25 protein-coding genes and 1 pseudogene are annotated in these 24394 nt (G+C 69.4%); 9 read left to right on the plus strand and 17 right to left on the minus strand.

Translation table 11 applies throughout. The annotated features are described in order from the left end of the window. Positions 1-23 precede the first annotated feature (23 nt). Together AC2W7K_RS06910 and AC2W7K_RS06915 are read left to right on the plus strand one after the other, a co-directional pair. The gene (locus AC2W7K_RS06910) at positions 24-632 is read left to right on the plus strand and encodes a DUF998 domain-containing protein (RefSeq protein ID WP_211978418.1); all 609 of its coding nucleotides are present in this window, start codon (positions 24-26) and stop codon (positions 630-632) included. Positions 633-674: 42 nt separating this feature from the next. Then, a complete protein-coding gene (locus tag AC2W7K_RS06915) occupies positions 675-1415 on the plus strand; it encodes a TVP38/TMEM64 family protein (RefSeq protein ID WP_249120953.1) in 741 nt (246 codons plus the stop codon). Positions 1416-1419: 4 nt separating this feature from the next. Here the strand turns inward: AC2W7K_RS06915 and AC2W7K_RS06920 are convergent, their stop codons facing one another. The 9 genes and pseudogenes from AC2W7K_RS06920 to paaA form a co-directional block, all read right to left on the minus strand. Continuing rightward, positions 1420-2196 (minus strand): enoyl-CoA hydratase/isomerase family protein, encoded by a 777-nt coding sequence (locus AC2W7K_RS06920; RefSeq protein WP_211978419.1) that lies wholly within the window; start codon positions 2194-2196, stop codon positions 1420-1422. A 16-nt stretch (positions 2197-2212) separates the two neighbouring features. Continuing rightward, positions 2213-2994: pseudogene (locus AC2W7K_RS06925) on the minus strand (3-hydroxyacyl-CoA dehydrogenase family protein). 122 nt (positions 2995-3116) lie between these two features. Beyond that, positions 3117-3848, minus strand: a complete 732-nt coding sequence (locus AC2W7K_RS06930) for an enoyl-CoA hydratase/isomerase family protein (protein ID WP_249121093.1) — start codon at positions 3846-3848, stop codon at positions 3117-3119. Positions 3849-3973: 125 nt separating this feature from the next. After that, on the minus strand, positions 3974-5140 hold the full coding sequence (locus AC2W7K_RS06935; RefSeq protein WP_211978422.1) for a thiolase family protein: 1167 nt from the start codon (positions 5138-5140) through the stop codon (positions 3974-3976). Positions 5141-5226: 86 nt separating this feature from the next. After that, complete coding sequence (gene paaE / locus AC2W7K_RS06940) at positions 5227-6336, minus strand: 1,2-phenylacetyl-CoA epoxidase subunit PaaE (protein ID WP_211978423.1); 1110 nt, start codon at positions 6334-6336, stop codon at positions 5227-5229. Position 6337: 1 nt separating this feature from the next. Then, on the minus strand, positions 6338-6862 hold the full coding sequence (paaD, locus tag AC2W7K_RS06945) for a 1,2-phenylacetyl-CoA epoxidase subunit PaaD (RefSeq protein ID WP_198500204.1): 525 nt from the start codon (positions 6860-6862) through the stop codon (positions 6338-6340). Positions 6863-6867: 5 nt separating this feature from the next. After that, positions 6868-7845 carry a 1,2-phenylacetyl-CoA epoxidase subunit PaaC gene (paaC, locus tag AC2W7K_RS06950; protein WP_198500203.1) on the minus strand — a complete coding sequence of 326 codons (978 nt, stop codon included), beginning with the start codon at positions 7843-7845 and terminating at the stop codon, positions 6868-6870. An 11-nt stretch (positions 7846-7856) separates the two neighbouring features. Beyond that, positions 7857-8174: a 1,2-phenylacetyl-CoA epoxidase subunit PaaB gene (gene paaB, locus AC2W7K_RS06955; protein WP_211978424.1), complete on the minus strand. Its 318-nt coding sequence runs from the start codon at positions 8172-8174 to the stop codon at positions 7857-7859. Continuing rightward, positions 8171-9172 carry a 1,2-phenylacetyl-CoA epoxidase subunit PaaA gene (gene paaA, locus AC2W7K_RS06960; RefSeq protein WP_344250127.1) on the minus strand — a complete coding sequence of 334 codons (1002 nt, stop codon included), beginning with the start codon at positions 9170-9172 and terminating at the stop codon, positions 8171-8173. Before paaA ends, paaB begins: the two co-directional genes overlap by 4 nt. A gap of 371 nt (positions 9173-9543) precedes the next feature. Between paaA and AC2W7K_RS06965 the strand changes: the two genes are divergently transcribed. The 5 genes from AC2W7K_RS06965 to AC2W7K_RS06985 all read left to right on the plus strand — a co-directional run bounded on the left by AC2W7K_RS06965 (position 9544) and on the right by AC2W7K_RS06985 (position 15695). After that, entirely contained in the window at positions 9544-11232 is a 1689-nt protein-coding gene (locus AC2W7K_RS06965) for a stealth family protein (RefSeq protein WP_211978426.1), read from the plus strand. Between the two features lie 180 nt (positions 11233-11412). Further along, entirely contained in the window at positions 11413-11949 is a 537-nt protein-coding gene (paaI, locus tag AC2W7K_RS06970; protein ID WP_249120954.1) for a hydroxyphenylacetyl-CoA thioesterase PaaI, read from the plus strand. Positions 11950-12055: 106 nt separating this feature from the next. After that, positions 12056-13351 (plus strand): phenylacetate--CoA ligase PaaK, encoded by a 1296-nt coding sequence (paaK, locus tag AC2W7K_RS06975; RefSeq protein WP_211978427.1) that lies wholly within the window; start codon positions 12056-12058, stop codon positions 13349-13351. A gap of 57 nt (positions 13352-13408) precedes the next feature. Further along, positions 13409-14182, plus strand: a complete 774-nt coding sequence (locus AC2W7K_RS06980) for a TetR/AcrR family transcriptional regulator (protein ID WP_211978428.1) — start codon at positions 13409-13411, stop codon at positions 14180-14182. A gap of 154 nt (positions 14183-14336) precedes the next feature. After that, positions 14337-15695 carry an MFS transporter gene (locus AC2W7K_RS06985; RefSeq protein WP_249120955.1) on the plus strand — a complete coding sequence of 453 codons (1359 nt, stop codon included), beginning with the start codon at positions 14337-14339 and terminating at the stop codon, positions 15693-15695. A 16-nt stretch (positions 15696-15711) separates the two neighbouring features. Here the strand turns inward: AC2W7K_RS06985 and paaZ are convergent, their stop codons facing one another. Further along, positions 15712-17745, minus strand: coding sequence for a phenylacetic acid degradation bifunctional protein PaaZ (gene paaZ, locus AC2W7K_RS06990; RefSeq protein WP_211978430.1), 2034 nt, complete (start codon positions 17743-17745; stop codon positions 15712-15714). Positions 17746-18082: 337 nt separating this feature from the next. Between paaZ and AC2W7K_RS06995 the strand changes: the two genes are divergently transcribed. Next, positions 18083-19423: an MFS transporter gene (locus AC2W7K_RS06995; protein WP_211978431.1), complete on the plus strand. Its 1341-nt coding sequence runs from the start codon at positions 18083-18085 to the stop codon at positions 19421-19423. Positions 19424-19729: 306 nt separating this feature from the next. Next, positions 19730-20602: a serine/threonine dehydratase gene (locus AC2W7K_RS07000; RefSeq protein WP_486005919.1), complete on the plus strand. Its 873-nt coding sequence runs from the start codon at positions 19730-19732 to the stop codon at positions 20600-20602. Here the strand turns inward: AC2W7K_RS07000 and AC2W7K_RS07005 are convergent. From AC2W7K_RS07005 to AC2W7K_RS07035, 7 genes are all read right to left on the minus strand, one after another. After that, positions 20595-20996, minus strand: coding sequence for an NUDIX domain-containing protein (locus AC2W7K_RS07005; RefSeq protein ID WP_211978433.1), 402 nt, complete (start codon positions 20994-20996; stop codon positions 20595-20597). The two genes, AC2W7K_RS07000 and AC2W7K_RS07005, sit on opposite strands and share 8 nt — an antisense overlap. Positions 20997-21012: 16 nt before the next feature. Beyond that, complete coding sequence (locus AC2W7K_RS07010; RefSeq protein ID WP_486005920.1) at positions 21013-21189, minus strand: hypothetical protein; 177 nt, start codon at positions 21187-21189, stop codon at positions 21013-21015. A gap of 94 nt (positions 21190-21283) precedes the next feature. Further along, positions 21284-21448: a hypothetical protein gene (locus tag AC2W7K_RS07015; RefSeq protein WP_171006963.1), complete on the minus strand. Its 165-nt coding sequence runs from the start codon at positions 21446-21448 to the stop codon at positions 21284-21286. A 143-nt stretch (positions 21449-21591) separates the two neighbouring features. Further along, the gene (locus tag AC2W7K_RS07020; protein ID WP_249120956.1) at positions 21592-22386 is read right to left on the minus strand and encodes an ABC transporter ATP-binding protein; all 795 of its coding nucleotides are present in this window, start codon (positions 22384-22386) and stop codon (positions 21592-21594) included. Between the two features lie 136 nt (positions 22387-22522). Beyond that, the gene (locus tag AC2W7K_RS07025) at positions 22523-22672 is read right to left on the minus strand and encodes a response regulator transcription factor (RefSeq protein ID WP_486005921.1); all 150 of its coding nucleotides are present in this window, start codon (positions 22670-22672) and stop codon (positions 22523-22525) included. Next, on the minus strand, positions 22669-23154 hold the full coding sequence (locus AC2W7K_RS07030) for a response regulator (protein ID WP_486005922.1): 486 nt from the start codon (positions 23152-23154) through the stop codon (positions 22669-22671). Before AC2W7K_RS07030 ends, AC2W7K_RS07025 begins: the two co-directional genes overlap by 4 nt. Next, entirely contained in the window at positions 23147-24388 is a 1242-nt protein-coding gene (locus tag AC2W7K_RS07035) for a sensor histidine kinase (RefSeq protein WP_198500186.1), read from the minus strand. The genes AC2W7K_RS07030 and AC2W7K_RS07035 overlap by 8 nt, the downstream gene beginning before the upstream one ends. Between the last annotated feature and the right edge of the window lie 6 nt (positions 24389-24394).

The raw sequence follows: 24394 nt of genomic DNA on the forward strand, positions 1-24394 counted from the left end.
CACACCGATCCTCAGGAGCACCCATGGCACTGACCCTTGCCCTTCTCGCGCTCGTCTTCGGCCTCGCCCGCCTCGGCGTCTTCATCGCCCTGCACCTCGTGCCGAGCGACTACACGATCGTCGGCCATGCCGTCAGCGACTACGCGGTCGGTCCGACCAGGCGGCTGAGCAGCGTGATGACGTGGCTGACCGCGATCTTCTGGGCACTGCTCGCCGCCGCGGTGGCCACCGGCGTCCCCGACTGGCCGGACGCCACGGGCATCGTCGTCGCCCTCATCGTCCTCGCCGTGATCTTCGCCGTCCTCCCGTTCGCCCCGACGACCCTCGAGGGTGAGGCGCCGACGCTCATCGGCCGCCTCCACTACGTACTGGCGATCGCATGGTTCGCCATCAGCTACGCGTGCATGGGCAACTTCTCGCGCTTCTTCACCGCCGCCGGACCCGCGTGGCTCGGCACCGCACTCACCGTCATCGGCTGGATCGCGGCGCTCTCCCTGGCTATCAGCGTCCTCGTCCTCATCGTCACGGTCCTGCGGCCGAAGGTCTTCGGCATCTCCGAGCGGATCTTCATCCTCTCCGTCAGCGTCTTCTACTCCCTCGTCGCCGTCGGCCTCGCACTCCTGGCCGTGTGAGCCGAGGCGGGACCGCCCGGGACCGAGGCGTACACTCGACCCGTGCCGCTGACGAATCCCGGACCCGCCAGGCGCGGTCGCCCGCGCCTTCCCTGGGGCTCGATCCTGCGCAATCTCGCTCTCGCGCTCGTCATCCTCGCCGGGCTGTGGCTCGTCCTCAACGTCCACCTTCCCGGACCCGGTGACCTCCGGGAGGACATCGCCGAGGCGGGGGTCTGGGGCGCCGGCTTCTTCGTCCTGCTCTACACCGTCGTCGCGGCGACCCCGATCCCGGTGACGATCGTCGCCGTCGCCGGCGGCCTCGCGTTCGGCCTGCCGCTGGGCACGCTGCTGTCGATGATCGGCGTCGTCCTCGGCGGGTGGGCCGGATACTGGATCGCCCGGGTGCTCGGGCGGCAGACGGCTGCCAAGATGCTCGGCTCCCACGCCGAGGCGGTCGAATCCCAGCTCCACGGCGGTGGCCTCTACGCCGTCGCCACACTCCGGCTCATGCCGGGCTTCCCGTACTGGCCGGTCAACTACGGCAGCGGGGCGTTCGGGATCGACAATCGCACGTTCGTCATCGCCACCGTCATCTCATCCCTGCCCGGCCAGCTCTCCCTCGTCGCGATCGGGGCGTTCATCGGCGACCCGACGATCCCCAACGGCATCGCCGTGGGCGTGGCGTGGCTCCTCGTCGGGGGCCTGACGATCGTGTCCTTCCGGCGCTGGCGCGGCACCCGGCACCCCGACCCCGCGCCACCGCCCGAGGGACCGGACCCGGGCAGCGCCTCGCCGCAGTGACGGCTCAGCCGAAGTTCGGGGTGCGACGCTCCTGGAAGGCGCGGAATCCCTCGACGTAGTCCGGTGTCTGCCGGGCCGCTTCCTGCAGCTTCGCCTCGGCCTCGAGCACCTCGGCGATGCGCGGGCGGTCGTCGACGAGCTTCTGCACGAAGCTCTTCTCCATCGCATACGCCTCGGCGGGTCCGGCGACGATGCGCTGAAGCTTCTCAGCGACGAAGTCACTGAGCTCGGCCGCGGGCACCGCACGGGAGACGATCCCCGTGGCGGCCGCCTCGGCGCCGGTCATGAAGTCACCGGTGACGATGAGATCCATGGTCCGGTGGTAGCCGACGCGGTCGAGGAACACGTGGTGGGCGCCGGAGTCGAGCATCGCGCCGATCGCGGCGAACGGCGAGCCGAACTTCGCATCATCGGCAGCGTAGATGATGTCGGCGGCCGCGGCGATGCCGAAGCCGAGCCCGAGCGCGGCCCCCTGGACCTGCGCCACGACGGGGATCGGCAGGCGGCGGATCGCGCGGAACACCGGGGTGAACGACTCCTCGAGGAACGCATACGCATCGTCGGTGGCGACGTCGACGGCGGAGATGTCGCGTCCGGAGGAGAAGACCTTCCCCTCCCCGCGCAGCAGCAGGGCGCGCATGCCCGGCGTCGCCTCGGCGACCTTGCCGACGGCTGCGGCCAGCTCACCGAGGTTGTCGGCGCTCAGCGCATTGCGGGAGTCGGGTCCGTCGAGGACGATCTCGGCGAGCGGTCCGCGGACATTGAGTCTGATCTCGGTCATCGGCTGTTCCTCCAGGTCACCATTCGTAGAAGCCCTTGCCGGTCTTGCGTCCGAGCTCCCCGGCCGCGACCTTGTCGCGCAGCAGCTGGGGCGGGGCGAAGCGGGGTCCGAGTTCGCGTTCGAGGTGCTCGGCGATGCCGAGGCGCACGTCGAGGCCGACGATGTCCGTCGTCTTCAGCGGGCCCGCCGGATGCCGGTAGCCCAGCGTCATCGCGGTGTCGATGTCGGCGGCGCTCGCGACACCCTCCTCGACCATGCGGATCGCCTCGAGGGCGAGTGCCACGCCGAGGCGGGAGGAGGCGAACCCGGGCGAGTCGGTCACCGTGATCGGGGTCTTCCCGAGGGCCGCGACCCAGTTCTCGCGCGCGCGACGAGTTCGGGTGAGGTCTGGGAGCCGACGACGATCTCGACGAGGTCGGACACGGGCACGGGATTGAAGAAGTGGAGGCCGATGAGCGCCTGCGGGCGCGGCAGGGCGGAGGCGAGCTCGTCGATCGACAGAGCGCTCGTGTTCGTGCCGATGCTCGCCGCCGGGGCGTACCTCGCGATCGCGGCGAGGATCGTGCGCTTGAGCTCGGCGTCCTCGGGCACGGCCTCGACGACGAGGAGCGCCTCGTCGAGGAGGGTCGGGTCGCGGACGACGTCGACCCGGCCGGGCACGGCGATGCCCTTGGCCTCGGACTTCGCGATCGAGGCGTCGACGCGCTCACGGGCCGCGGCCGCGGTGTCCTCGGTGCTCTCGATGACGATGACGCGGGCCCCGGCGGTGGCGAAGGCGTGAGCGATGCCCGCCCCCATCCGTCCTCCGCCGTAGACGCCGACAGTGTCGGGCACCTGGGCGCGGTCATTCGCCGAGGCGGTCGCCGGCACGGTCCCAGCGACTGCGGTTCCGGGTCCGGCGGGGGTCGTCGTCTCGTCGCTCACTCGTCTGCAGCCTCTCTCTTCGCCTGCTTCTTCGCGTCGCGGCGGGCGAGGAACGCATCCATCCGCGCGTACTTCTCGTCGGTTTCGAACAGCACCGCCTGGGCGATGTTGTCGATGAGGGGGTGGGCCTCACGGGGGGCGTGGAACGCCGACTTCGTCAGCCGCACGGCCAGGGGCGCGAAGCTCGCGATCCGCTCGGCGAGCGCCTCCCCGGCGACCTCGAGCTCATCGGGGTCGACGACGTCGTTGAGGAGACCGATGGCCCTGGCCTCATCGGCGTTGAGGGTGCGTCCGGCGAGGAGGATCTCCTTGGCCCGCGGCTCCCCGACGAGCTCCCGCAGGCGCCAGGCGGCACCGGCGGCGGCGAGGATGCCGAGGCCGGGTTCGGGGTTGCCGATCTTCGTGCTCGGGGTGCCGATGCGGAAGTCGGCGGCGAACGCGAGTTCGGCCCCGCCGCCGAGGGCGTAGCCGTCGACGAGCGCGATGACGGGCATCGGCAGGTCGAGGATGCGGCTGAAGATCTTCGAGTTGATCCCGGCCAGGGCGTCGTCGCGGCGGCGTTCGCGCAGCTGTCCGATGTCGGCCCCGGCGGCGAACGTCCCGCCGGTGCCGGTGAGGATCGCGACCTGCGGGTGTGCTTCGAGCTCGGCGCACACCTCGTGGAGGGCCTCGACCATCGTCAGGTCGATGGCGTTCTTCACCTCGGGGCGGTTGAGCCGGACGATCATCCGGTTCTCCCCGCGCTCGATGAGCAGCGGAGAGTCCCCGCCCGCGGCGGACTCTGCGCCCGTGTGCGCCGCGGACCCTTCGCCAGGGTGCGCCGTGGACCCTGCGCCCGCGCCGGTCGTCTCGCTCATGCGCGTTCCAGGAGGACGGCCGAGCCCTGCCCGACGCCCACGCACATCGTCGCGAGTCCGCGCTTCTCCTCGCCCTGCTCGAGGCGGTTGAGGAGGGTGAGGGTGATGCGGGTGCCCGAGGCGCCGAGCGGGTGGCCGAGCGCGATCGCCCCGCCGAACTCGTTGACGATCTCCGGGTTGAGGTGGAGGTCGCGGATGCAGGCGAGCGACTGGGAGGCGAAGGCCTCGTTGAGCTCGACGGCGTCGAGGTCGTCGACGCTCCAGCCGACGCGCGCAAGCGCCTTCTCCGAGGCGGGCACGGGACCGATGCCCATGATCTCCGGCGGCACTCCGGCGCTGGCGCCGGCGACGACGCGGGCGCGCGGGTCGAGGCCGTGCTTCTCCGCGTAGCGGTCGGAGACGAGGATCGTCACGGCCGCACCGTCGTTGAGCGACGACGAGTTGCCGGCGGTGATGACGCTGTCGGGGCCGTGCAGGGTGCGCAGCTTCGCGAGCTTCTCCGGGGTCGTGTCGGCGCGCGGGCCCTCATCGGCGGTGACGTCGCCTACGGGCATGATCTCCGGGTCGAACTTCCCCGCAGCCTGTGCCGCGAGCGCCTTCTGGTGGGAGGCGTAGGCGAAGGCGTCGAGCTCTTCGCGGGTGAGGTTCCAGCGCTGTGCGACGCGTTCGGCCGTCTCCGGCATCGACAGCGTCGTGTCCGCGTCGAACTGCGGGTTGGGGAAGCGCCAGCCGATCGACGTGTCGAAGGTCTTGCCGGGCTTCGCCCAGGCCCGCGAGGGCTTCTCGGTCACCCACGGGGCGCGGGTCATCGATTCGACACCGCCGGCCACGACGACGTCGGCATCGCCGGCGGCGATCATCGCCCGCCCCTGGATGATCGAGGTCAGGCCCGAGGCGCAGAGGCGGTTGACGGTGAAGCCGGGCACGGAGACGGGCAGTCCGGCGAGCAGCACGGCCATGCGGGCGACGTTGCGGTTGTCCTCACCGGCCTGGTTCGCGGCCCCCATGATCACCTCGTCGATGTCCGCCGGGTCGATCCCGGTGCGGTCGACGACGGCCTTGAGCGTCGTGGCGAGGAGATCGTCGGGCCGCTGATCAGCGAGCACTCCGCCGTAGCGGCCGATGGGGGTGCGCAGTCCGTCAAGGATGAAAGCCTCAGGCATGGTGCTCCTTATTCTCGGGTCAGACGTGATGATCGTAGCGCGGTGCCCGTCCGGACGTCCGGACGGGTCACTCTGCGGAATCGGGCTCAGGAGTCGAAGTCGATGGTGACGTCGTCGCTGACGGGGAACGTCTGGCAGGTGAGCACGAAGTTCGCGGCCACCTCGGCGTCCTCGAGGGCGTAGTTGCGGACCATGTCGACCTCACCGGCGCACACCTTGGCCCGGCAGGTTCCGCACACGCCGCCCTTGCATGCGAACGGCAGGTCCGACCGCGATTCCTGTGCGGAGTCGAGGATCGTCTTGCCCTGCGACATCGCCGAGGTGGTCCGTCGTCCGTCGAGGATGACCGTGACCTCGGAGGTCGCCCCCTCGAGGACCTTGTCGGCGTGGACGACCTCGGGTGGGGGCTCGTCGACGTAGAAGAGCTCGAAGTGGACCTTCTCCTTCGGCACCCCGAGTTCATCGAGGACAGCACGGGAGTCGCTGAGCATGCCGAAGGGCCCGCACAGCCACACGTGGTCGACGTCGTCGATGGGCACGAGCATGGTCAGCAGCTGCCGCAGCTTGTCGGCGTCGAGGCGGCCGGAGAAGAGGTCGACCTCGCGGGGTTCGCGGGAGAGGACGTGGACGAGGTCGAGCTGCTGGTTGCGCGCGTCCTTGAGGTCGGCGAGCTCCTCGGCGAACATCACGGTGTTCGTCGACCGGTTGCCGTAGAGCAGGGTCACCGACGCCTCGGGGTTCGCCAGCACGGTCGTGGCGATCGAGAGCATCGGGGTGATCCCGGAGCCGGCGGCGATGCACAGGTGCTTCCCGCCGAGGCTGGGATCGGCCTGGAAGCTGCCGCTGGGCGGTTGGACGTCGATCGTCTCACCGGGGCGGACGTCGCGCACGAGCCACCGGGAGAAGAGTCCGTCGGGGATCTCGCGCACGCCGATGCGCGGGGCGGTGCCCGCCGGGGCGCAGATCGAGTACGTGCGGCGGTGTTCGACGCCGTCGATGATCCGGCGCAGGGTGAGCGACTGGCCGGCGGCGAAGTCGAAGAGATCGGCGAGGTCGGCGGGCACGTCGAAGGTCACGGCCGCGGAGTCCTCGGTGAGGTGGTCGACGGAGGCGACCGTGAGCGGATGGAAGCCCGTGCGGTCACCGGACTGAGAGGCGGCGGAGGTCGGCGCGTTCGCACCGAGCGTGTCGGTCATCTCAGATCTCCTTGACGTGTTCGAAGGGTTCGAGGCAGGTGCGGCACTGGTACATCGCCTTGCACGCGGTGGGCCCGAACTCCGAGGTCAGTGCCACATCGTCGGATCCGCACAGGGTGCAGACGATGGCGCGGCGGGTCGGCATGAGGGTGAGGGCGACCGGACCCTGGCGACGGGGAGCCTGCCCGGGCGGGGAGATCCCGGCACCGGCGAGGGCGGCCCGTCCCTCCTCGGTGATCCAGTCGCTCGACCATGCAGGGGTGAGCGAGACGCGGATCTCCGCATCGGGGAAGCCGGCGTCCTGGAGTTCGCGCTGGAGGTCATCGCGCATCGTCGCCATCGCCGGGCAGCCCGAGTAGGTCGGGGTGATCGTCGCGACGACGTGATCGTCCTCGACGGTGACGTCCCGGAGCACGCCGAGGTCGACGAGCGTGAGCATCGGCATCTCCGGGTCGGTGACGCGAGCGGCGGCGGCACGGGCGCGGTCGACCGCCTCGGCGCCGTCGGTGAGCGGGGTCAGGGGCATCGCGGTCACCACTGCCCCTCCGGGTGGGCGCGAGCGACGACCTGCATCTCGGCGAGCATGCGCGAGAGCGCCTCGGTGTGGAGGCCGTCGCGGCCCTTCTTGCCGCGCACGCCGGCGAGCGCCCCGCGGTCGGGACGGTCGATGCCGGCGGCGGCGAAGACCTGGTCGAGGATGACCCCGGCCTCGTCCTCGACCGCGGCGGGGTCGACGCCGATGCCGGCCGCGGCGACGGCCGCTTCGGTCGGGTGCGTCTCGAAGAGCTCGGCCCACAGCGGCCAGAGGCCGGAGAGGGCGGCCAGCAGCCGGGTCCGGGACTCCTCGGTGCCGCGGGCCAGGGTGAGGACCCAGCGGGCGGAGAAGTCGCGGTGGTAGGACATCTCCTTGACGCCCTTGGCCGCGATCGCCGCGAGCACGGAGTCGCGGCTGTCCGTCAGGCGCTCGAAGATCGCCAGGCGCCAGGTCGAGTAGATGAGGATCTTCGCGACCGCCTCGGCGAAGTCACCGTTGGGCACCTCCGCGAGCCGGACGTTGCGGAAGGCCATGTCGTCGCGGAAGTAGGCGAGTCGGTCCTCGTCGGGCACCGGCGAGGAGGCCGGGAGCGCGGGCACGAGGCTCGGGTCGGCAGCGGCGGCGCGGGCGAGGAGGAGACGGGCCTGACCGAGGAGGTCGAGGGAGATGTTCGCGAGCGCGATGTCCTCCTCGAGGTCGGGGGCGTTCGAGCACCACTCGGAGATGCGCTGGGAGAAGACGAGGGCGTCGTCGCCGAGCATGAGGCAGTACGCGGCGAGCGCGGCCGGGTCGACGCCCTCGGGCACGGTCGTGTCGACGCCGGCCAGCGGGTCCTCGAAGTCGGTGCCGAAGGCCCAGTGGGCGTCGTTGACGAGCAGGCCGGAGTAAGCGCTCTCGTGCGAGTCGTGGTCGACGGTGGTGCCGGCCTCGTCGTGTTCGACGTGGACCTTGGGGGCGTTGGGTTCGTTCGTCATCTGCTCGTCACTCACATGTGCGGGACATCGTCGGGGATGTCGTAGAAGGTCGGGTGACGGTAGACCTTGTCGCCGCTGGGGGCGAACATCGGGTCCTTCTCGTCGGGGCTCGACGCGGTGATGTCGGCCGAGCGCACGACCCAGATGCTCACGCCTTCGTTGCGGCGGGTGTAGACGTCGCGGGCATGGCGGAGCGCGAGCTGGTCGTCGGGGGCGTGGAGGGAGCCGACGTGGACGTGGTTGAGGCCGCGCTTGCCGCGGACGAAGACCTCGTAGAGGGGCCATTCTCCGCGGGCGCTGGGGGTGTTCGCCGAGGTGGTGTCGGTCATTTCGCGGTCTCCTCGGTCATCGTGCCGGCGGCGGGGGTCTCAGTGCCGGACGGGGCTGAGGCGGCGGTCGCCTCGGCGGACTGCTCAGCGAAGGCGAGCGCGGCGTCGCGGACCCACTTGCCCTCGTCCCACGCGCGCTTGCGGTGGGCGATGCGCTGGTCGTTGCAGGGACCGTTGCCCTTGACGACGGACCAGAACTCGTCCCAGTCCGGCGTCGAGAAGTCGTAGTGGCCGCGCTCCTCGTTCCACTTGAGGTTCTCGTCGGGGAACGTCACGCCGAGGGCCTCGGCCTGCGGGATCGACATGTCGACGAACTTCTGGCGCAGCTCGTCGTTCGTGTGGGTCTTGATGCCCCACTCCATCGACTGCGCGGTGTTCGGGGAGTCGTCGTCGGGAGGTCCGAACATCATCAGCGCCGGCCACCAGAAGCGGTTGACAGATTCCTGGACCATCTCCCGCTGCTCGTCGGTGCCGCGCATCATCGTCATGAGCAGCTCGTAGCCCTGGCGCTGGTGGAAGGACTCCTCCTTGCACACGCGGATCATCGCGCGACCGTAGGGGCCGAAGGAGGTCCGGCACAGGGGCACCTGGTTGCAGATCGCGGCGCCGTCGACGAGCCAGCCGATCGTGCCGACATCGGTGTACGACAGGGTCGGGTAGTTGAAGATCGACGAGTACTTCTGCTTGCCGGCGATGAGCTTCTCGGTGAGCTCGTTGCGGCTGGCGCCGAGGGTCTCGGCGGCGGAGTAGAGGTAGAGGCCGTGGCCGGCTTCGTCCTGGACCTTGGCCAGCAGGATCGCCTTGCGGCGCAGCGAGGGGGCGCGGGTGATCCAGTTGCCCTCGGGCTGCATGCCGATGATCTCCGAGTGCGCGTGCTGCGCGACCTGCCGGATGAGCGTCTTGCGGTAGGCCTCGGGCATCCAGTCGCGCGGTTCGATGCGATCCTTGGCTTCGATCGTGTCGGCGAACTGCGCCTCGAGCTGTGCTTCAGTTGTCATGACCACTCCATCGGACCATTTACTGACCATTTGTTCTGTAAAGTTCTCCACCAGTGTGGCATACCCCACGCCCGCACGCAATAGGGCACCCTGCGCCCAGGATGCCCGCCGAGGTGGATCCCGCTCGATTCCGTGCCGAATATCGAGCGGGATCCACCTCGGGGAGCATGGGCAGCCGCCAGCAGTCGGCAAGTATTGCTGCTTTCCGGCCCTTCCTGTCGGACTACAGCTCTGACTCCGACTATTCCTGTGATCCACTACATCTGATTTGCCCGTGTCAATCCGCGGTGCAAAGATGACTTCGCATTAAATTGAAAGTGACGTGACAATGACCTGCGGAGGTACTGCCAGTGAACAGTCGTCGTAAAGCGATGAGAATCCTCGCTCGGCGGACTCGCAGGAAGGCGATCGATCTCCTCAGCAATGACCAGAAGCTGTGGTTGTCGGAGGTCCGTCACGGCGAGAAGGACTGGCAGCAGCGGATCCGCACCACGCTCCGGCCGAGTCTGGCGCATCAACCACAGGTCGTCGCCACCGAAGTCCACAACAGCGTCGCCGCTCAGCAGCGCAACCTCGATGCCGTGCGATCGGCCTTCAGAGCGGCCGGCGTCGACTTCGTCGAGCTTCCGCGGCGCGCGCGGGATCGCGCGCGGTTGGTCATTCCGCAGTCACAGACCCGGCACGCACTCGAGGCGCTCACCTCGCTGCGGGCATCGGAGGGCTGGACGCAGTACCGCCGATACTATTCGTGGGCGTCGGCGAGTCCGCGCAAACAGCGCCGCGACCCCTTCGCCGTGGCGACGATGATTCTCCACCGCCGCGTCGTCGCGCCGAACGGACGCGTGCTGAGCACCGGATTCGAAGGCGTCATCGTCGAAGCATGGACCGACCTCGGGCCCCGACGCCGACGCGTGGACGGGTCGACGCACATTCCGGGGACCCTGCACCGAGTGGCGAAGCAGCCGCGCACCCTCGTCGAATACTTCACTCCCGAGGTCTGGGCTGCGTCCCTGGCCAACGACAACCACACGATCCTGCCGGATGCCCCCGATCTCTACGGCGTTCCGGACCCCGTCGATCTCGTCTACACCTGGGTCGACGGCTCCGACCCCGAATGGCGAGCGAAGAAGCTGCGCGCCCAAGGCGACCTCAGCGAGGGACAGATCAACGAGACGGCGGTCTCGGAATCGCGCTTCGCCGATCGGCAGGAGCTTCTCTACTCACTGCGGTCGGTCGAGGCCTACGCGAGCTGGGTCAACCACATCTATCTCATCACCGACGCCCAGGTCCCTGACTGGCTCGACACCGATCACCCCAAGATCACGGTCATCGACCACAAGGACATCTTCTCCGACCAGGGCAACCTCCCGGTCTTCAATTCGCACGCGATCGAATCGCAGATGCACCACATTCCGGGGCTGAGCGAGAAGTACATCTACATGAATGACGACCTGTTCTTCATGCGCCCCACCAGCCCAGAGCTCTTCTTCACCGGCAACGGACTGTCCCGCTTCTTCCCGTCGACGGCCCCACTCGACCTCTCCGAGGCGAGCGCACGGGACATGCCGGTGCTGTCGGCGGCCAAACACGGGCGTGACTTCATGCTCAACGAGCACGGTCGGCGGGTCGGCAACAAGTTCAAGCACACACCCCACCCGCAGCTGAAGTCGGTGATGTCCGACTTCGAAGCCGAGTATCAACAGCTGTTCGACCATGTCGCCCAGTCGAAGTTCCGGCATCCCGATGACTACTCGATCTCCTCGGCGCTCTATCACTTCCACGCCTACGCACGGGGCAAGGCGATCGATTCGCCCATTCGCTACGCTTACATGGACATCTCGCGGCCCGACGCCGAGCTCTACATGCGTCGACTGCTGCGGCGGAGAAACCTCGATGTCCTCTGCCTCAATGACACGGATTCCACCCCTGAGGCCCAGGAGCACCTCGATGAGATCATGCACTGGTTCCTCTCGGAGAAGTTCCCGCTGCCGAGCTCATTCGAGAAGCAGAGTTCTCAGGCATCGGGGTCTCAGCAGCAGAGCTCCGTCGCGAACCAGTGACAGCGTCGTCCGTCAGCGATACTCGGGGTGCAGCCACCTCCTCGCTGACTTGACAGAGACGCCGATCACAACGATATTTATTGACCAGATGGTCGTTTATTCTCATGCCGCCGTGCGGCACCTCTGAGACGGCGACCCTGCCCGCGCCTCGCAGCGCAGCGACTCGAGGAGGAGCCCGACATGGCACATGCCGACATCGACGCGACGAACACCGCCCGCACCAACACGGCCGCTCCCCCGGCTCCGGCTGCCTCGGCGAGCACAGCCGGCTCACCCGAGCGCACCGCGCCCGGCATCGGCAATGAAGCGCACACGGGAGCGGCGGCGATGTACGCCAACGATCGCGCCTCCCAGCACCTCGGGATCACTCTCGACGATCACGGACCCGGATGGGCGCAGTGCTCGATGACGGTCACCGACATCATGGCCAACGGGCACGAGATCACCCATGGCGGCTACATCTTCCTCTTCGCCGACACGACGTTCGCGATGGCCTGCAACTACCCCGGATCGGTCACCGTCGCCTCGGGCGGAGACATCACCTTCCTCAAGCCCACCCGCGTCGGCGACGAACTCGTCGCCCACGGCCGCGAGGTCGTCCGGCAGGGCCGCTCCGGCATCTACGACGTCGAGGTCAAGCGCGGCGACGAGACGATCGCCGTCTACCGCGGCCGCTCCCGCACCCTTCCTGCCCCGAAGCCCGACGCCGCCCCCTGACCCTCACCCCGCGGACCGCGCTCACCCGGTGCCGCCCGCGACGCGCCGCCACCTCGGCGCTCCAGGACATCCACACGCCATTCGACACACCCGCCAGGAGACCACGATGACCGCCACCGCCAGCGACGCCGGTGAGACGATGAGCCTCGATGAGCTGCGCGCTCATCAGCTGGCCACCCTCACGACCACGGTGTCCACCGTCTACGAGAAGGTCCCCTTCTACCGGAAGGCCTTCGACGAGCTCGGCATCACTCCCGCGGACATCACCAGTCTCGACGACATCGCGAAGCTGCCGTTCACGAGCAAGCAGGACCTGCGGGAGAACTACCCGTTCGGGCTCTTCGCCGTCCCCCGCGACAACGTCGCCCGCATCCACGCCTCCTCGGGCACCACCGGACTGCCGACCGTCGTCGGATACACGCAGAACGACCTCGACGTGTGGAGCGACCTCATCCGCCGCTCGATCATCGGCGCCGGCGGACGCCCCGGCCAGATGCTCCACAACGCGTACGGATACGGACTCTTCACCGGCGGACTCGGCGTCCACGGGGCCGAACGCCACGGCTTCACCGTCGTCCCCATCTCCGGCGGACAGACCGAGCGCCAGGTCCAGCTCATCCAGGACTTCCAGCCCGACATCATCACCGCCACCCCGACCTACCTGCTCACGATCCTCGACGAATTCCACCGGCAGGGCATCGACCCGACCTCGACGAGCCTCAAGGTCGCGATCTGCGGCGCCGAACCGTGGACGGACGAGATGCGCCGCGAGATCGAGAAGTCCTTCGACATCGACGCCGTCGACATCTACGGCCTCTCCGAGGTCATGGGCCCCGGCGTCGCCTGCGAATCCGCGGTGACCAAGGACGGCCCGACGATCTGGGAGGACCACTTCTACCCCGAGATCGTCGACCCCTTCACCGGCGAGGTGCTGCCCGACGGCGAGGAGGGCGAACTCGTCTTCACCTCCCTGACGAAGGAGGCGCTGCCGATCATCCGCTACCGCACGCACGATCTCGCGAGCCTGCTGCCGGGCACCGCCCACCCGAACTTCCGCCGCATCTCCCGCATCACCGGCCGCTCCGACGACCTCATCATCATCCGCGGCGTCAACGTCTACCCCGCCAACGTCGAGTCCGTGCTCTTCGAGTTCGAGCACCTCAGCCCGCACTTCCAGCTCGTCCTCACCCGCCCGGGCCGGATGGACGAGGTGACCGTCGAGGTCGAGTGCCGCGAGGGCGTCGACGCGACCCAACGTGAGGGGCTCGGCAGCCGCGTGGCGCGGCGGATCAAGGAGCGCCTCGGCGTCTCCTCGACCGTCGACGTCAAGGATCCCGGGTCACTGCCGCGCTCGGTCGGCAAGCTCAAGCGCATCATCGACCGCCGCGAGAACATCCGCTGAGGCGGATGTGACCCGTGTCGCGGCAGCGGCCTCGCCTCGCTGATTAGACTGGTGCGCATGTCCAAGAGCCCGTCACCTGCACAGACTCAGCCGACCTCGGCTGAGGAGGCCGTCGTGCCTCCGGCTGCCCGCAGGGGTCCTGTCGATGAGGCCGCCGGCGGGGCTGGTGCCGGTGGGAGTGCCGCTGGCGGGGCTGGTGCCGGTGGCATCGTCGCCGAGGCGGCCACACAGTCGCGTCCGCGCCGTGGCCGTCCCGGCTACGACCGGGAGACGCTCATCAACAAGGCCACCGAGGTGTTCGTCCTCCGCGGCTACGACGGGACGTCGATGGACACCGTGGCCCGCGAGCTCGGGATCACGAAGTCGGCGATCTACCACCATGTGAAGTCGAAGGAGGAGCTGCTGCGGCTGGCGATCAACCGCGGCATCAGCGCCCTCGACTCGGCGGTCGAGACCGAGAGCCGGCGCACCGACACCGACGCCCTCGAGCGCTTGCGGCTCGCCGTCCACGCCAGCGTCCTCATTCTCATCGAATACCACCACTCCGTCACCCTCCTCCTGCGGGTGCGCGGCAACTCCGAGGTCGAACGCGAAGCCCTCGAACAGCGGCGCGGCATCGACGACAAGATCCGGGCGCTGGTCGCCGAGGCGATCGCCGAGGGCGGCATCCGCGCGGACTTCCCGCCCGGCCTCGTCACCCGCCTGCTCTTCGGCATGGTCAACTCGATCACCGAGTGGTACCGCCCCGGCTACCCCGTGGACCCCGAGACCATCGCCGAGGCAGTGACGGCGATGGCGTTCACCGGCCTGGAGGCCCCGCCCCCGAAGTGAGGCAGCCGCGAATCCGCCGTCTTCAGGTCGCAGAGTGTCGATGGCGGGCAGAAAAATCGACACTCTGCGACCTGAAGTCCGGGGTGCGAGTCGCACCACGTCACGCGCCACGACAGAACTCAAACAGCCTTGCCTCAGGGCGTACTCTGACAGGGTGACTTCTCGCATCCTGTGGATCGCCGTGCTCGCCTCGTTCGTGGCGTTCCTCGACGGCACGATCGTCAACGTCGCCCTGCCCGCGATCGACCGTGAACTCGGCGGCGGGCTCGTCACCCAGCAGTGGGTCGTCGACGGCTACTTCATCACGCTCGGGGCCATCATGCTCGTCGCCGGCTCCATCAGCGACGCCTACGGGCGCAGCCGGGTGATGGTCATCGGCCTCATCGGGTTCGGCATCGCCTCGGTGATCATCACGCTCGCCCCCGACCCGCTCATCCTCATCATCGCACGGATGCTCCAGGGTGCCGCCGGGGCCTTCCTCGTGCCGAGCTCGCTCGCACTCATCAGCGCCCACTTCTCCGGTGCTGCCCGCGCGAAGGCCATCGGCACGTGGACCGCGCTGACCACCGGCGCGATGATCGTCGGCCCGCTCATCGGCGGTGTCCTCGTCGACTTCGCGAGCTGGCGGTTCGCGTTCCTCATCAACGTCGTCCCGATCGCCATCACGCTGTGGCTGCTGCGCAAGGTGCCCGATCCGCCCCACCGCCCGGACGCCCGCATCGACATCCTCGGGGCGATCCTCTCCATCCTCGGACTCGGCGGCCTCGTCTTCGGCCTCATCGAACAGCCCCGGCTGGGGTGGGGCAATCCGCTCATTCCGATCACCCTCCTCGGCGGGGCCGCCCTCTTCCTTTTGTTCCTGCTGCGCCAACGGCGGGTGACCGATCCGATCCTGCCGCTCGATCTCTTCCGAGCCAGGAACTTCTGGGTCGGCAACATCACGACGACGCTCATGTACGGAGCCCTGTCGCTCAACGGCTTCGTCGTCGCCATCTACCTCCAGGAGGAGGCCGGGCTGACGGCCACGGCCGCCGGTCTCGCGAGCCTGCCGACGACGATCATGATGATCCTCTTCAGCTCCACGAGCGGCCGCCTGGCCGGACGCTTCGGTCCGCGCCTGTTCATGGCGCTCGGTCCGATCCTCATGGGCGTCGGGTCGCTCATGCTGCTCCTCGTCCGCGAGGACTTCAACTACTGGTGGCAGGTGCTGCCGGCGATGATCGTCTTCGGCCTCGGACTCGCCGCCACCGTCTCCCCGCTGACCTCGACAGTCCTCGGGGCGATCCCGGAGGAGCGCAGCGGCATCGCCAGTGCCGTGAACAATGCGATCTCGCGCGTGGCCGGCCTCATCACCATCGCCATCGTCGGCGTCATCGTCGGCGGGGCCATCGATCTCACCGGCTTCCACCGCGCGGCCGTCTTCGTGGCGGTCCTCCTCATCGCCGGCGGGCTCGTGTCCCTGGCCGGCATCCGCAATCCCGAGGTCCCCGCCGAGGACGAAGCGCGGGCCTGAGCACCCGCGCCTGCCCTCACTCCTTCGCGACGAGGGTGAGGACGTCGTAGTTCGCGACGGGCTCGTTGTCCTGGTTGACGACCTCGGCGTCCCAGCGGACCTCACCGTATTCGTCGGTCTCGCGCGGGGTGATGCGCTTGGCCGTGAGCGTCACCTTGAGCTTGTCACCTGGGGAGACGGGGGTGACGAAGCGCAGGCCCTCGAGTCCGTAGTTCGCGAGCACCGGGCCGGGATCCGGCTGGACGAAGAGGCCGGCGGCGAAGGAGACGATGAGGTAGCCGTGGGCGACGCGACCCGGGAAGAACGGGTTGGCCGCTGCGGCCTCCTCGTCGGTGTGCGCGTAGAAGGTGTCCCCGGTGAACTCCGCGAAGTGCGCGATGTCCTCGAGCGTGACCTCCCGCCACTCCGATTCGAGGGCGTCGCCGATGCGCAGGTCCGCCAGCGACTTCGTGAACGGATGGTCGCCGAGGCGGCGCTCCGCTCCCGTCACCCACTCCCCGCCGATCGCGGTGAGCATGTCCGGGGAGGCCTGGACGGCGGTGCGCTGCATGAAGTGCGTGACGCCGCGCAGACCGCCCATCTCCTCGCCGCCGCCGGCGCGGCCGGGCCCGCCGTGGACGAGGGTGGGCAGCGGGGACCCGTGTCCCGTCGACTCCTCGGCGTCATCGCGGTCGAGGACGAGGATGCGACCATGCCACGGCGCGACGGCGCGCACGAACTCCGCGGCGAACGCGGGATCGTGGGTGACGACCGAACCGACGAGGGACCCGCGCCCGCGCGCGGCGAGGTCGACCGCCTCGGCGAGGGTCGAGTACGTGATGAGCGTCGTCACCGGACCGAAGGCCTCGATGTCGTGGACGGCGTCGACCCAGGAGTCGTCGGCCTGGAGGACGGTCGGGGCGATGAACGATCCGCCGAGCTCGGCGGCGAGGGCATCGGAGGCCTCGCGGCCGCCGGTGAGGAGGTGGGCGCCGCCGGCGACGATCTCATCGACGGCGTCGAGGACGTCACCGCGCTGCTTGTCGGAGATGACGGGGCCGAGCTTCGTCGACCTCTCCCGCGGATCGCCCGCGGTGACGGTGGCGAGCTTCGCCGTCAGGGCCTCCCCGACCGCCTCGGCGTGCTCGGCGGGAACGAAGGTGCGGCGGATCGCGGTGCACTTCTGCCCGGCCTTGACGGTCATCTCGGCGACGACGCCGTCGACGAAGAGATCGAACTCCGGGGTGCCGGGAGCGGCATCGGGACCGAGCAGGGAGAAGTTGAGCGAGTCCGCCTCGGCGAAGAAGCGGGTGCCGCGCTCGGTGACGCAGTTCAGCGACGCGAGGCGACGGGCGGTGCCGGCCGAGCCGGTGAACGCGATCGTGTCCTGTTCGGCGAGCTCGTCGAAGAGCGGGGAGATGTCGCCGGTGACGAGCTGAACCGCCCCTTCGGGCAGGAGTCCGGAGGCGATGATGTCGGCGACGACGGCGCGGGTGAGGTGCGCGGAATCGGTCGCGGGTTTGACGACGACGGGGACACCTGCGACGAACATCGGGGCGAACTTCTCGAGCATGCCCCACACGGGGAAGTTGAACGCGTTGATCTGCAGCGCCAGGCCCTGACGGGAGGTGAGGATGTGGCGGCCGACGAAGGTGCCGTTCTTCGACAGGCGCTCGACATCGCCGTCGAGGAGGACCGTCGTGTTCGGCATCTGACGGCGTGCGACGCCCGAGTAGGTGAAGAGCGTGCCGATGCCGCCCTCGATGTCGACGAACGCGTCGCGCTTCGTCGTGCCCGTGGTGAACGAGATCTCGTGGTAGTCCTTCGCGCGCTCCATGAGGTATGCGCCGAGCTGCTTGAGGATGACGCCGCGCTGGTGGAACGTCAGCTTCTGCAGGGCGGGGAGGCCGACGAGGCGCGCATGGTCGGCGACGGCGGTGAAGTCGATGCCGTCGGAGGACACGCGGTGGAGCAGCTGCCCGTTCGTCGCATCGCGGACATCGCGCGCCCCGGCGTCGTCGGCCGGGGTGTGCCAGGTGCCGGCGGCAAAGGAGCTCAGGGTCTCGGTCATGGGGTCTCCCGCATTCTCGACGCTCGGGGCCGCTCGTGCCCCGTCGCCGCTGTCGACTGTTCAGCGCCCGGATCCGCACCCGAACGCGGCCCGGACGTGATGGTTTCCGAACCTGGCCCGGAATGTGTGTCCGAGCTCACCGATCAGTCCATATACTAACCAATCGGTCGGTAATTGTCATCGGGGTTAACGCGGGTGGTGCGGGTCACCTCGGTGGACTATGATCATCCGTATTAACTGACCAAACAGTCACCAAAGGTCGCCTCCTCGCCGCTCACCGGAGACCGGCAGGGACCCTGCGACCTGCGGGCCCCGGATTTCAACGGAGAGATCACCCATGTCCACCACGACACCATCGGCGACGCCGATCACCCGCGAGGAGCGCAAAGTCCTCGCCGGCACCCTCGTCGGCACCACCATCGAGTGGTACGACTTCTTCATCTACGCGCAGGCCGCGGGCCTCATCCTCTCGGTGCAGTACTTCGGTCCGCTCGCCGCCGACAATCCGGCGCTCGGCCAGATCATGGCGTGGGCGTCCCTGGGGATCTCGTTCCTCTTCCGCCCGCTCGGCGCGATCATCGCCGGCCACCTCGGTGACCGGATCGGACGCAAGCGGATGCTCGTCCTCACACTCATCCTCATGGGCGCGGCGACCTCGCTCATCGGTCTGCTGCCGACGTACGCGGCGATCGGCGTCGCCGCCCCCATCCTGCTCACCCTCCTGCGGATCCTCCAGGGATTCTCCGCCGGCGGCGAATGGGGCGGGGCGGCGCTGCTCTCCGTCGAGCACGCCCCCGATGCCAAGCGCGGCATCTTCGGGGCCTACCCGCAGATCGGCGTGCCCGTGGGCATGATCCTCGCGACCGGCGTCATCTGGATCCTCACCACGGTCCTCACGCCCGAGCAGTTCGCGAGCTTCGGCTGGCGGATCCCGTTCCTCTTCTCCGTCGTCCTCGTCCTCGTCGGCTACTACATCCGCAAACAGGTCGAGGAGAGCCCCGTCTTCGCCGAACTCGCCGAGCGCCGCGCCGAATCCTCGGCCCCGCTGGGCACCCTGTTCAGGAAGAACACGAAGGAGGTCGTGCTCTCGGCGATCATCTTCATCGGCAACAACGCCGTGGGCTACATGATCATCGCGTTCTTCGCCGCCTACGCCTCACGCCCCATCGCCGAGGGCGGCACCGTCGGCCTCGACCGCGCGCCGGTGCTGCTGGCGACGACGCTCGCGAGCTTCGGCTGGCTGATCTTCACGATGTGGGGCGGGGCGCTGTCGGACCGGCTCGGGCGCGTGCGCACCTTCCAGATCGGCTACATCCTCCTCATCCTCTGGCTCATCCCGACGTTCCTCATGATCGACGCTGCGAACATCTGGATGTACGGCATCGGCATCTTCGTCCTCACCGTCGGCATGGGTCTGAGCTACGGCCCGATGTCGGCGATGTACGCGGAGATGTTCCCGCCCCAGGTGAGGTACTCGGGCGTGTCGATCGGCTACGCGCTCGGCGCGATCCTCGGCGGCGCGTTCGCCCCGACCATCGCAGAGACCCTGCTCGCGCGGACCGGCAACTCCCTGTCGATCGCGATCTACCTCACCATCGTCTGCGTCATCTCGCTCATCGGCGTCAGCCTCGTCAAGGAGACGAAGGGCACCCCGCTGCGCGTGCCCAAGCACCACTGACGCGGGATCGTCCACAGCGGGATCCTCGCCCACAGCGTGATCTGCGCCGAGGCGGCCGACCGTAGCCGTGCCACCTCAGCACCCGGCCCGATCCGCGATTCGATCCCGTGCGTCTAGGGTGGAGAGACACGTCAGTGACGATCACCGAGGAGGCGCCCATGACCGAGCCCACCCGCACCCGGCTCGACTATCCCGACATCGAAGCGGCCGCCGAGCGGATCACCGGTCGCGTGCGCGCGGTGTCCGTGGCCGCCGCGCAGCACGGCCGTCGCCCCGAGGCCGAGACCGACACCGGGGGCGACGTGGGTGGCGCTGCCGACCGCCGACCCCGCGGCCGCCGGGCTCTACTTCGCGCTCGAGTTCATGCAGTACACGGGGACCTTCAAGGCCCGCGGTGCGCAGAACTTCATCCGTGCCCACCTCGACGATGGCTCGTTCCCCGCCGCCGGGGTGACGATCGCCTCCGGTGGGAACGCCGGCCTCGCGTGCGCGTGGGCCGCCCGGGAGGCCGGGGTGCGGGCGACCGTCTTCGTGCCCGAGACCGCCCCGGCCGTCAAGGTCGACCGGCTGCGGTCCTACGGCGCCGATGTCCGGCTCGTCGGATCGGAGTACGCCGAGGCGGCCGCGGCCTGCGCGGAGTTCGCTGAGTCGTCGGGAGCGCTGGCGTCCCATGCGTACGACGATCCGCTCATCGCCGCGGGCGCCGGCACGGTGTTCACGGAGATCCTCGCCCAGGTGCCCGATCTCGACACCGTCGTCGTCTCGGTCGGCGGGGGCGGACTCTTCGCCGGGGTCGCGACGGCGGCGACGTTCCACGGGGTGCGCACGGTTGCGGTCGAACCGCAGGGGTCGCGCGCCTTCAATGCCGCGCTCGAGGCCGGTGCTCCCGTCGACGTCACCGTCGATTCCGTCGCCGCCGATTCCCTCGGCGCACGGTGCGCGACGCCGCTCGCACTCGCGGCGGCGCAGACCGACCTCGTCACCTCGGTGCTCGTCAGCGATCCGGACATCATCGCGGCCCGCCGTCATCTGTGGGCCGAGCACCGACTCGTCGTCGAGCACGCGGCGGCGACCGCGCTCGCCGGGGTCCACAGCTCGGGCGGGTACACGCCGGAACCCGGCGAGAAGGTCGCGGTCGTCCTCTGCGGAGCGAACACCGGCCTCGGCGATCTCACCTAGGGTCGAAGACCCGCGCCCGACGCAGATAACCGGCGAGGTCATCGGTGAGGTCGAGGGCGTCGAGTTCGGCGTTGGTGAACCAGCGGGCGTCGGCGGCGTCGTCACCGGCCTGAAGAACGCCGCCGATGACGGTGGCCGCGAAGTCGTGGACGTCGTATTCGCGGCCGTCTGCCGCGGGGATCGTCAGCGACCAGAGCTCGCGGTCGACGCGCACGTCGAGACCGGTCTCTTCGCGCGCTTCCCGGGCGGCCGCCTCGGCGAAGGTCTCCCCGGCCTCGCACTTGCCGCCGGGCACCGACCATTTTCCGCGGCCGGGATCCCGGCCGCGCTGGACGAGCAGCACACGAGCATGCTCGTCGACGATGACGACGCTGGCCGCGCGAATGGTCTCCACGGGTGCCGGGGTGCGGCTACTGCCGGTCCTTCGCGCGGAATGCGCCCTTGAGGAAGGCGTAGACGACGGTCGCGACCGCGACGACGATGAGGGCTTTGACGAGGAACCAGGCGATCGAGAACACGGCATTGACGAGCCACCAGGCAATGATGATCGCGAGAACCGCGCCGACGACGCTCCAGACTGTGCTCATCTTCATGAGTCCAGCCTAGGTCGCCGCGGCAGCCGGCCGCAATGCGCTGCGGGGTGACCCGCCCCGAGGTGACCCACCCCGGGGCGGACGTCAGTCACTCCTCTGCCGGCAGCCCCTCCTTGCGGCGCTCATCCTGCGAACCCGAGTCGTCGACGTCGCCGTCCGTCTCGGCGAAGACCTCGTCGCGCAGATCCTGGCGGTGCTGCTCCTGCTCGAAGCGCTCTTCGCGGAGTTCGTCGTTGTTCTTGTGGTGTCCCATGGCGTCCTCACTTCCCTTGCGTGTCGGGCTGAGCATGCCCGTGCCCACAGTCTGCCCGTCCGCGGCCGGCTTGGCCAGACCCCTTGTCGGATCGCCGCGGGTCGTGCCGAGAGGTGAGCCGCGTCGTCAGGCAGGGAGCGTCGTCACACTCGCGCCCGCACCGTTCGCGCCGACCAGCGTCCGTCGGCGTGCCCGACCGCGATCGGGTGCTCGAACGCCGTCGAGACCGCCTCGGTGGTGAGCACCGCGTCGATCGGTCCAGCGGCCGTGAGCCTGCCGCGGGAGATGAGCACGGCGTGCGAGGTCGTCTCGGGGATCTCCTCAAGATGATGGGTGACGAGCAGCGTGGTGAGCTCCGGCGAGGTCACCGACAGGGCATCGATCGTCTCGAGCAGCTGCTCGCGGGCGGCGACATCGAGTCCGGTGGTCGGCTCGTCGAAGAGGAGGAGCTCGGGGTCGGCGATGAGCGCCCGGGCGACGAGAGCGCGACCCCGCTCCCCCTGGGACAGCACCTGCCACCCGGCGTCGGCACGGGAGGTCAGCCCCACCTCGGCGAGCATCGCAGCGGCGCGCGCGAGGTCGGAGGCGGTCGGCTCCCAGCGCAGAGGTCGCTCGATCGTCCCGGTCAGACCGGTGAGGACGACGTCGCGGACGGGCAGGTTCGACCGCAGCGGATGGCGCGGATTGACGTGGCCGATGTGCCGGCGCAGGGCCGCGAGCTCGACCCGGCCCATCCGCTGCCCGAGGACGTCGACGGTCCCCGAGGTCGGGAACACCTGGGCGCCGGCGAACGAGAGGATCGTCGACTTCCCTGCCCCGTTCGGCCCGAGCAGCACCCAGTGCTCGCCGCGCTCGATCCGCAGGTCGATGCCGTGGAGGATCTTCGTCGCCCCGCGCCGGAACGTCACTGCGCGCAGATCGAGGACTGCTTCGGCCACGGCGCCGCCTTTCATCGTCCGGTCACGGTCGGTTCGAGTCTAGGACCGACGATCGCCGAGGCGTCGACCGTTTCCGCGATCGTGTTCCGCATCGTGGATGGAAGGCTCGGCGGGCGGCACCGACCCCTGCACGACTTCACGGTCCGGGGAGATACCCGGCCCGCATCGCCTCGAGCACCGCGCGCGTCCGATCCTGCGTGCCGAGCTTCGCGAACGCGCGCACGAGATGGGTCTTCACCGTCGCCTCGGTGATGTGGAGGCGCCTGCCGATCTCGGCATTGCTCAATCCCTCGCCGACCCCGCCGAGGACCTCGATCTCCCGCGGTGACAGCGCCGGCCGGACGGCGCGCGCAGATGGTTCATCAGGGTCGTCGCCATCCGCGGCGCGAGCACCGTCTCCCCGCGCGCGGCAGCCCGCACCGCACGCACGATCTGGTCGGCACCGCTGTCCTTGAGGAGATAGCCGACCGCACCGGCCTCGACCGCGCGGACGATGTCGGCGTCCTCGTCGTACGTGGTGAGGACGACGACCTTCGTCGCCGGATGCGCCGAGGTGATCGCCGCGGTCGCCGCGGCCCCGTCGAGGCGGGGCATCCGCAGATCCATGAGCACGACGTCGGGGCTCAGGCGCGCCACCGCGGCGAGGCATTCCTGCCCGTCACCCGCCTCGGCGACGACGTCGATGCCGTCCTTCGCGGCCAGCAGCGCGACGAGGCCGCTGCGCACGACCGGATGATCGTCGGCGAGGATCACTCGCACATCAGGCATGTCCGTCCTCACTTCCGGTGCGCGCGACCGTGATGTCGAGGCGGGTGCCCTGCCCGGGCCGGGAGGCGATGGCGAGGTCCGCGCCGATCTCGGCGGCGCGCTGCCGCATCGAGGGCAGTCCGAAGTGGCCGTGTCCGTCGGTCGCGCCCCGGTCGGCGGCGGGATCGAAGCCGATGCCGTCGTCGCTGACGCTCAGGCGCGCTGTGTCCTCATCAGCGGTGAAGGTCACCGTCACCGAGGCGGCCTCGGCGTGCTTGAGGACGTTCGCCAGTGCCTCCTGGAGGCCGCGGAGGACCATGATCTTCTCATTGACGTCGAGTCCGGTCGCGGACTGGTCGATGACGGCCCGCACCTCCATCCGGCCGGGGCTCACCGTCTGCGCTCGGGCACATGTGCGCTCGAGCGCCCCGAGGAACGCGGAGTCGTCCCACCGCTGCTGGCCGGACTGGACGAGCGCTCGGGCCTCGCCGAGGTTGTCGTGGGCGACCCGACGGATCGCGCGCAGGGTTGCCTCCGCCTCGGCGGGCCGGCGCACCTGGTCGAGTCCGGCTTCGGAGAGGAGGACGATCGAGGTGAAGCCCTGCGCGAGGGTGTCGTGGATGTCGCGGGCGACCCTCTCCCGCTCCGCCGCCGCCCCGGCGAGGTGATGGGCGCGGGCGAGCTCGTCCTGGGTGCGCCGCAGCGTCCGCAGCAGCTCGGCACGGTCCTCGCTCTGCCTGATGATCCGATCGATCCACAGCCCCATGGCGAAGCTCGCCGCGCACGGGACCACCACTTGGAGGAAGACATCGACGGGATCGAGACCTCCGGTGCGGATGCCGATCCCCGCGGTGAGTCCCGCGGCGAGGACGATGAAGGCGATGACCACTTCGCGCAGTCCGCCGGAGAACATCCAGATGTGGCCGAGGGCGAAGAAGTACATGAAGGCGCCGTAGGGAGTCAGCATCGTGGCGACGACGAAGCAGACGATGACGATGAGGACATAGGCGCGCCCGCGGTTCGGCGGCGGCCAGTCGGGAATGACGAGCACCGAGTAGGCGACGACGATGACGGCCAAGGGGGCGAGCGCCAGCAGCGCCTCAGGCCAGGGGATGACGACGGCGTAGAAGACCGCGGTGCCCGCGAAGCAGAGATAGAACGCCAGGTGCCACCAGCGCGCAGAGGTCTCGACGACCGAGGCACCGCCCACGGCGTGCAGGTCGGCCCGCGCCGGGAGATCCTCTGCGCTGTCCATACCACT

This window comes from Brevibacterium sp. LAARM2_SD2 (assembly GCF_057364785.1).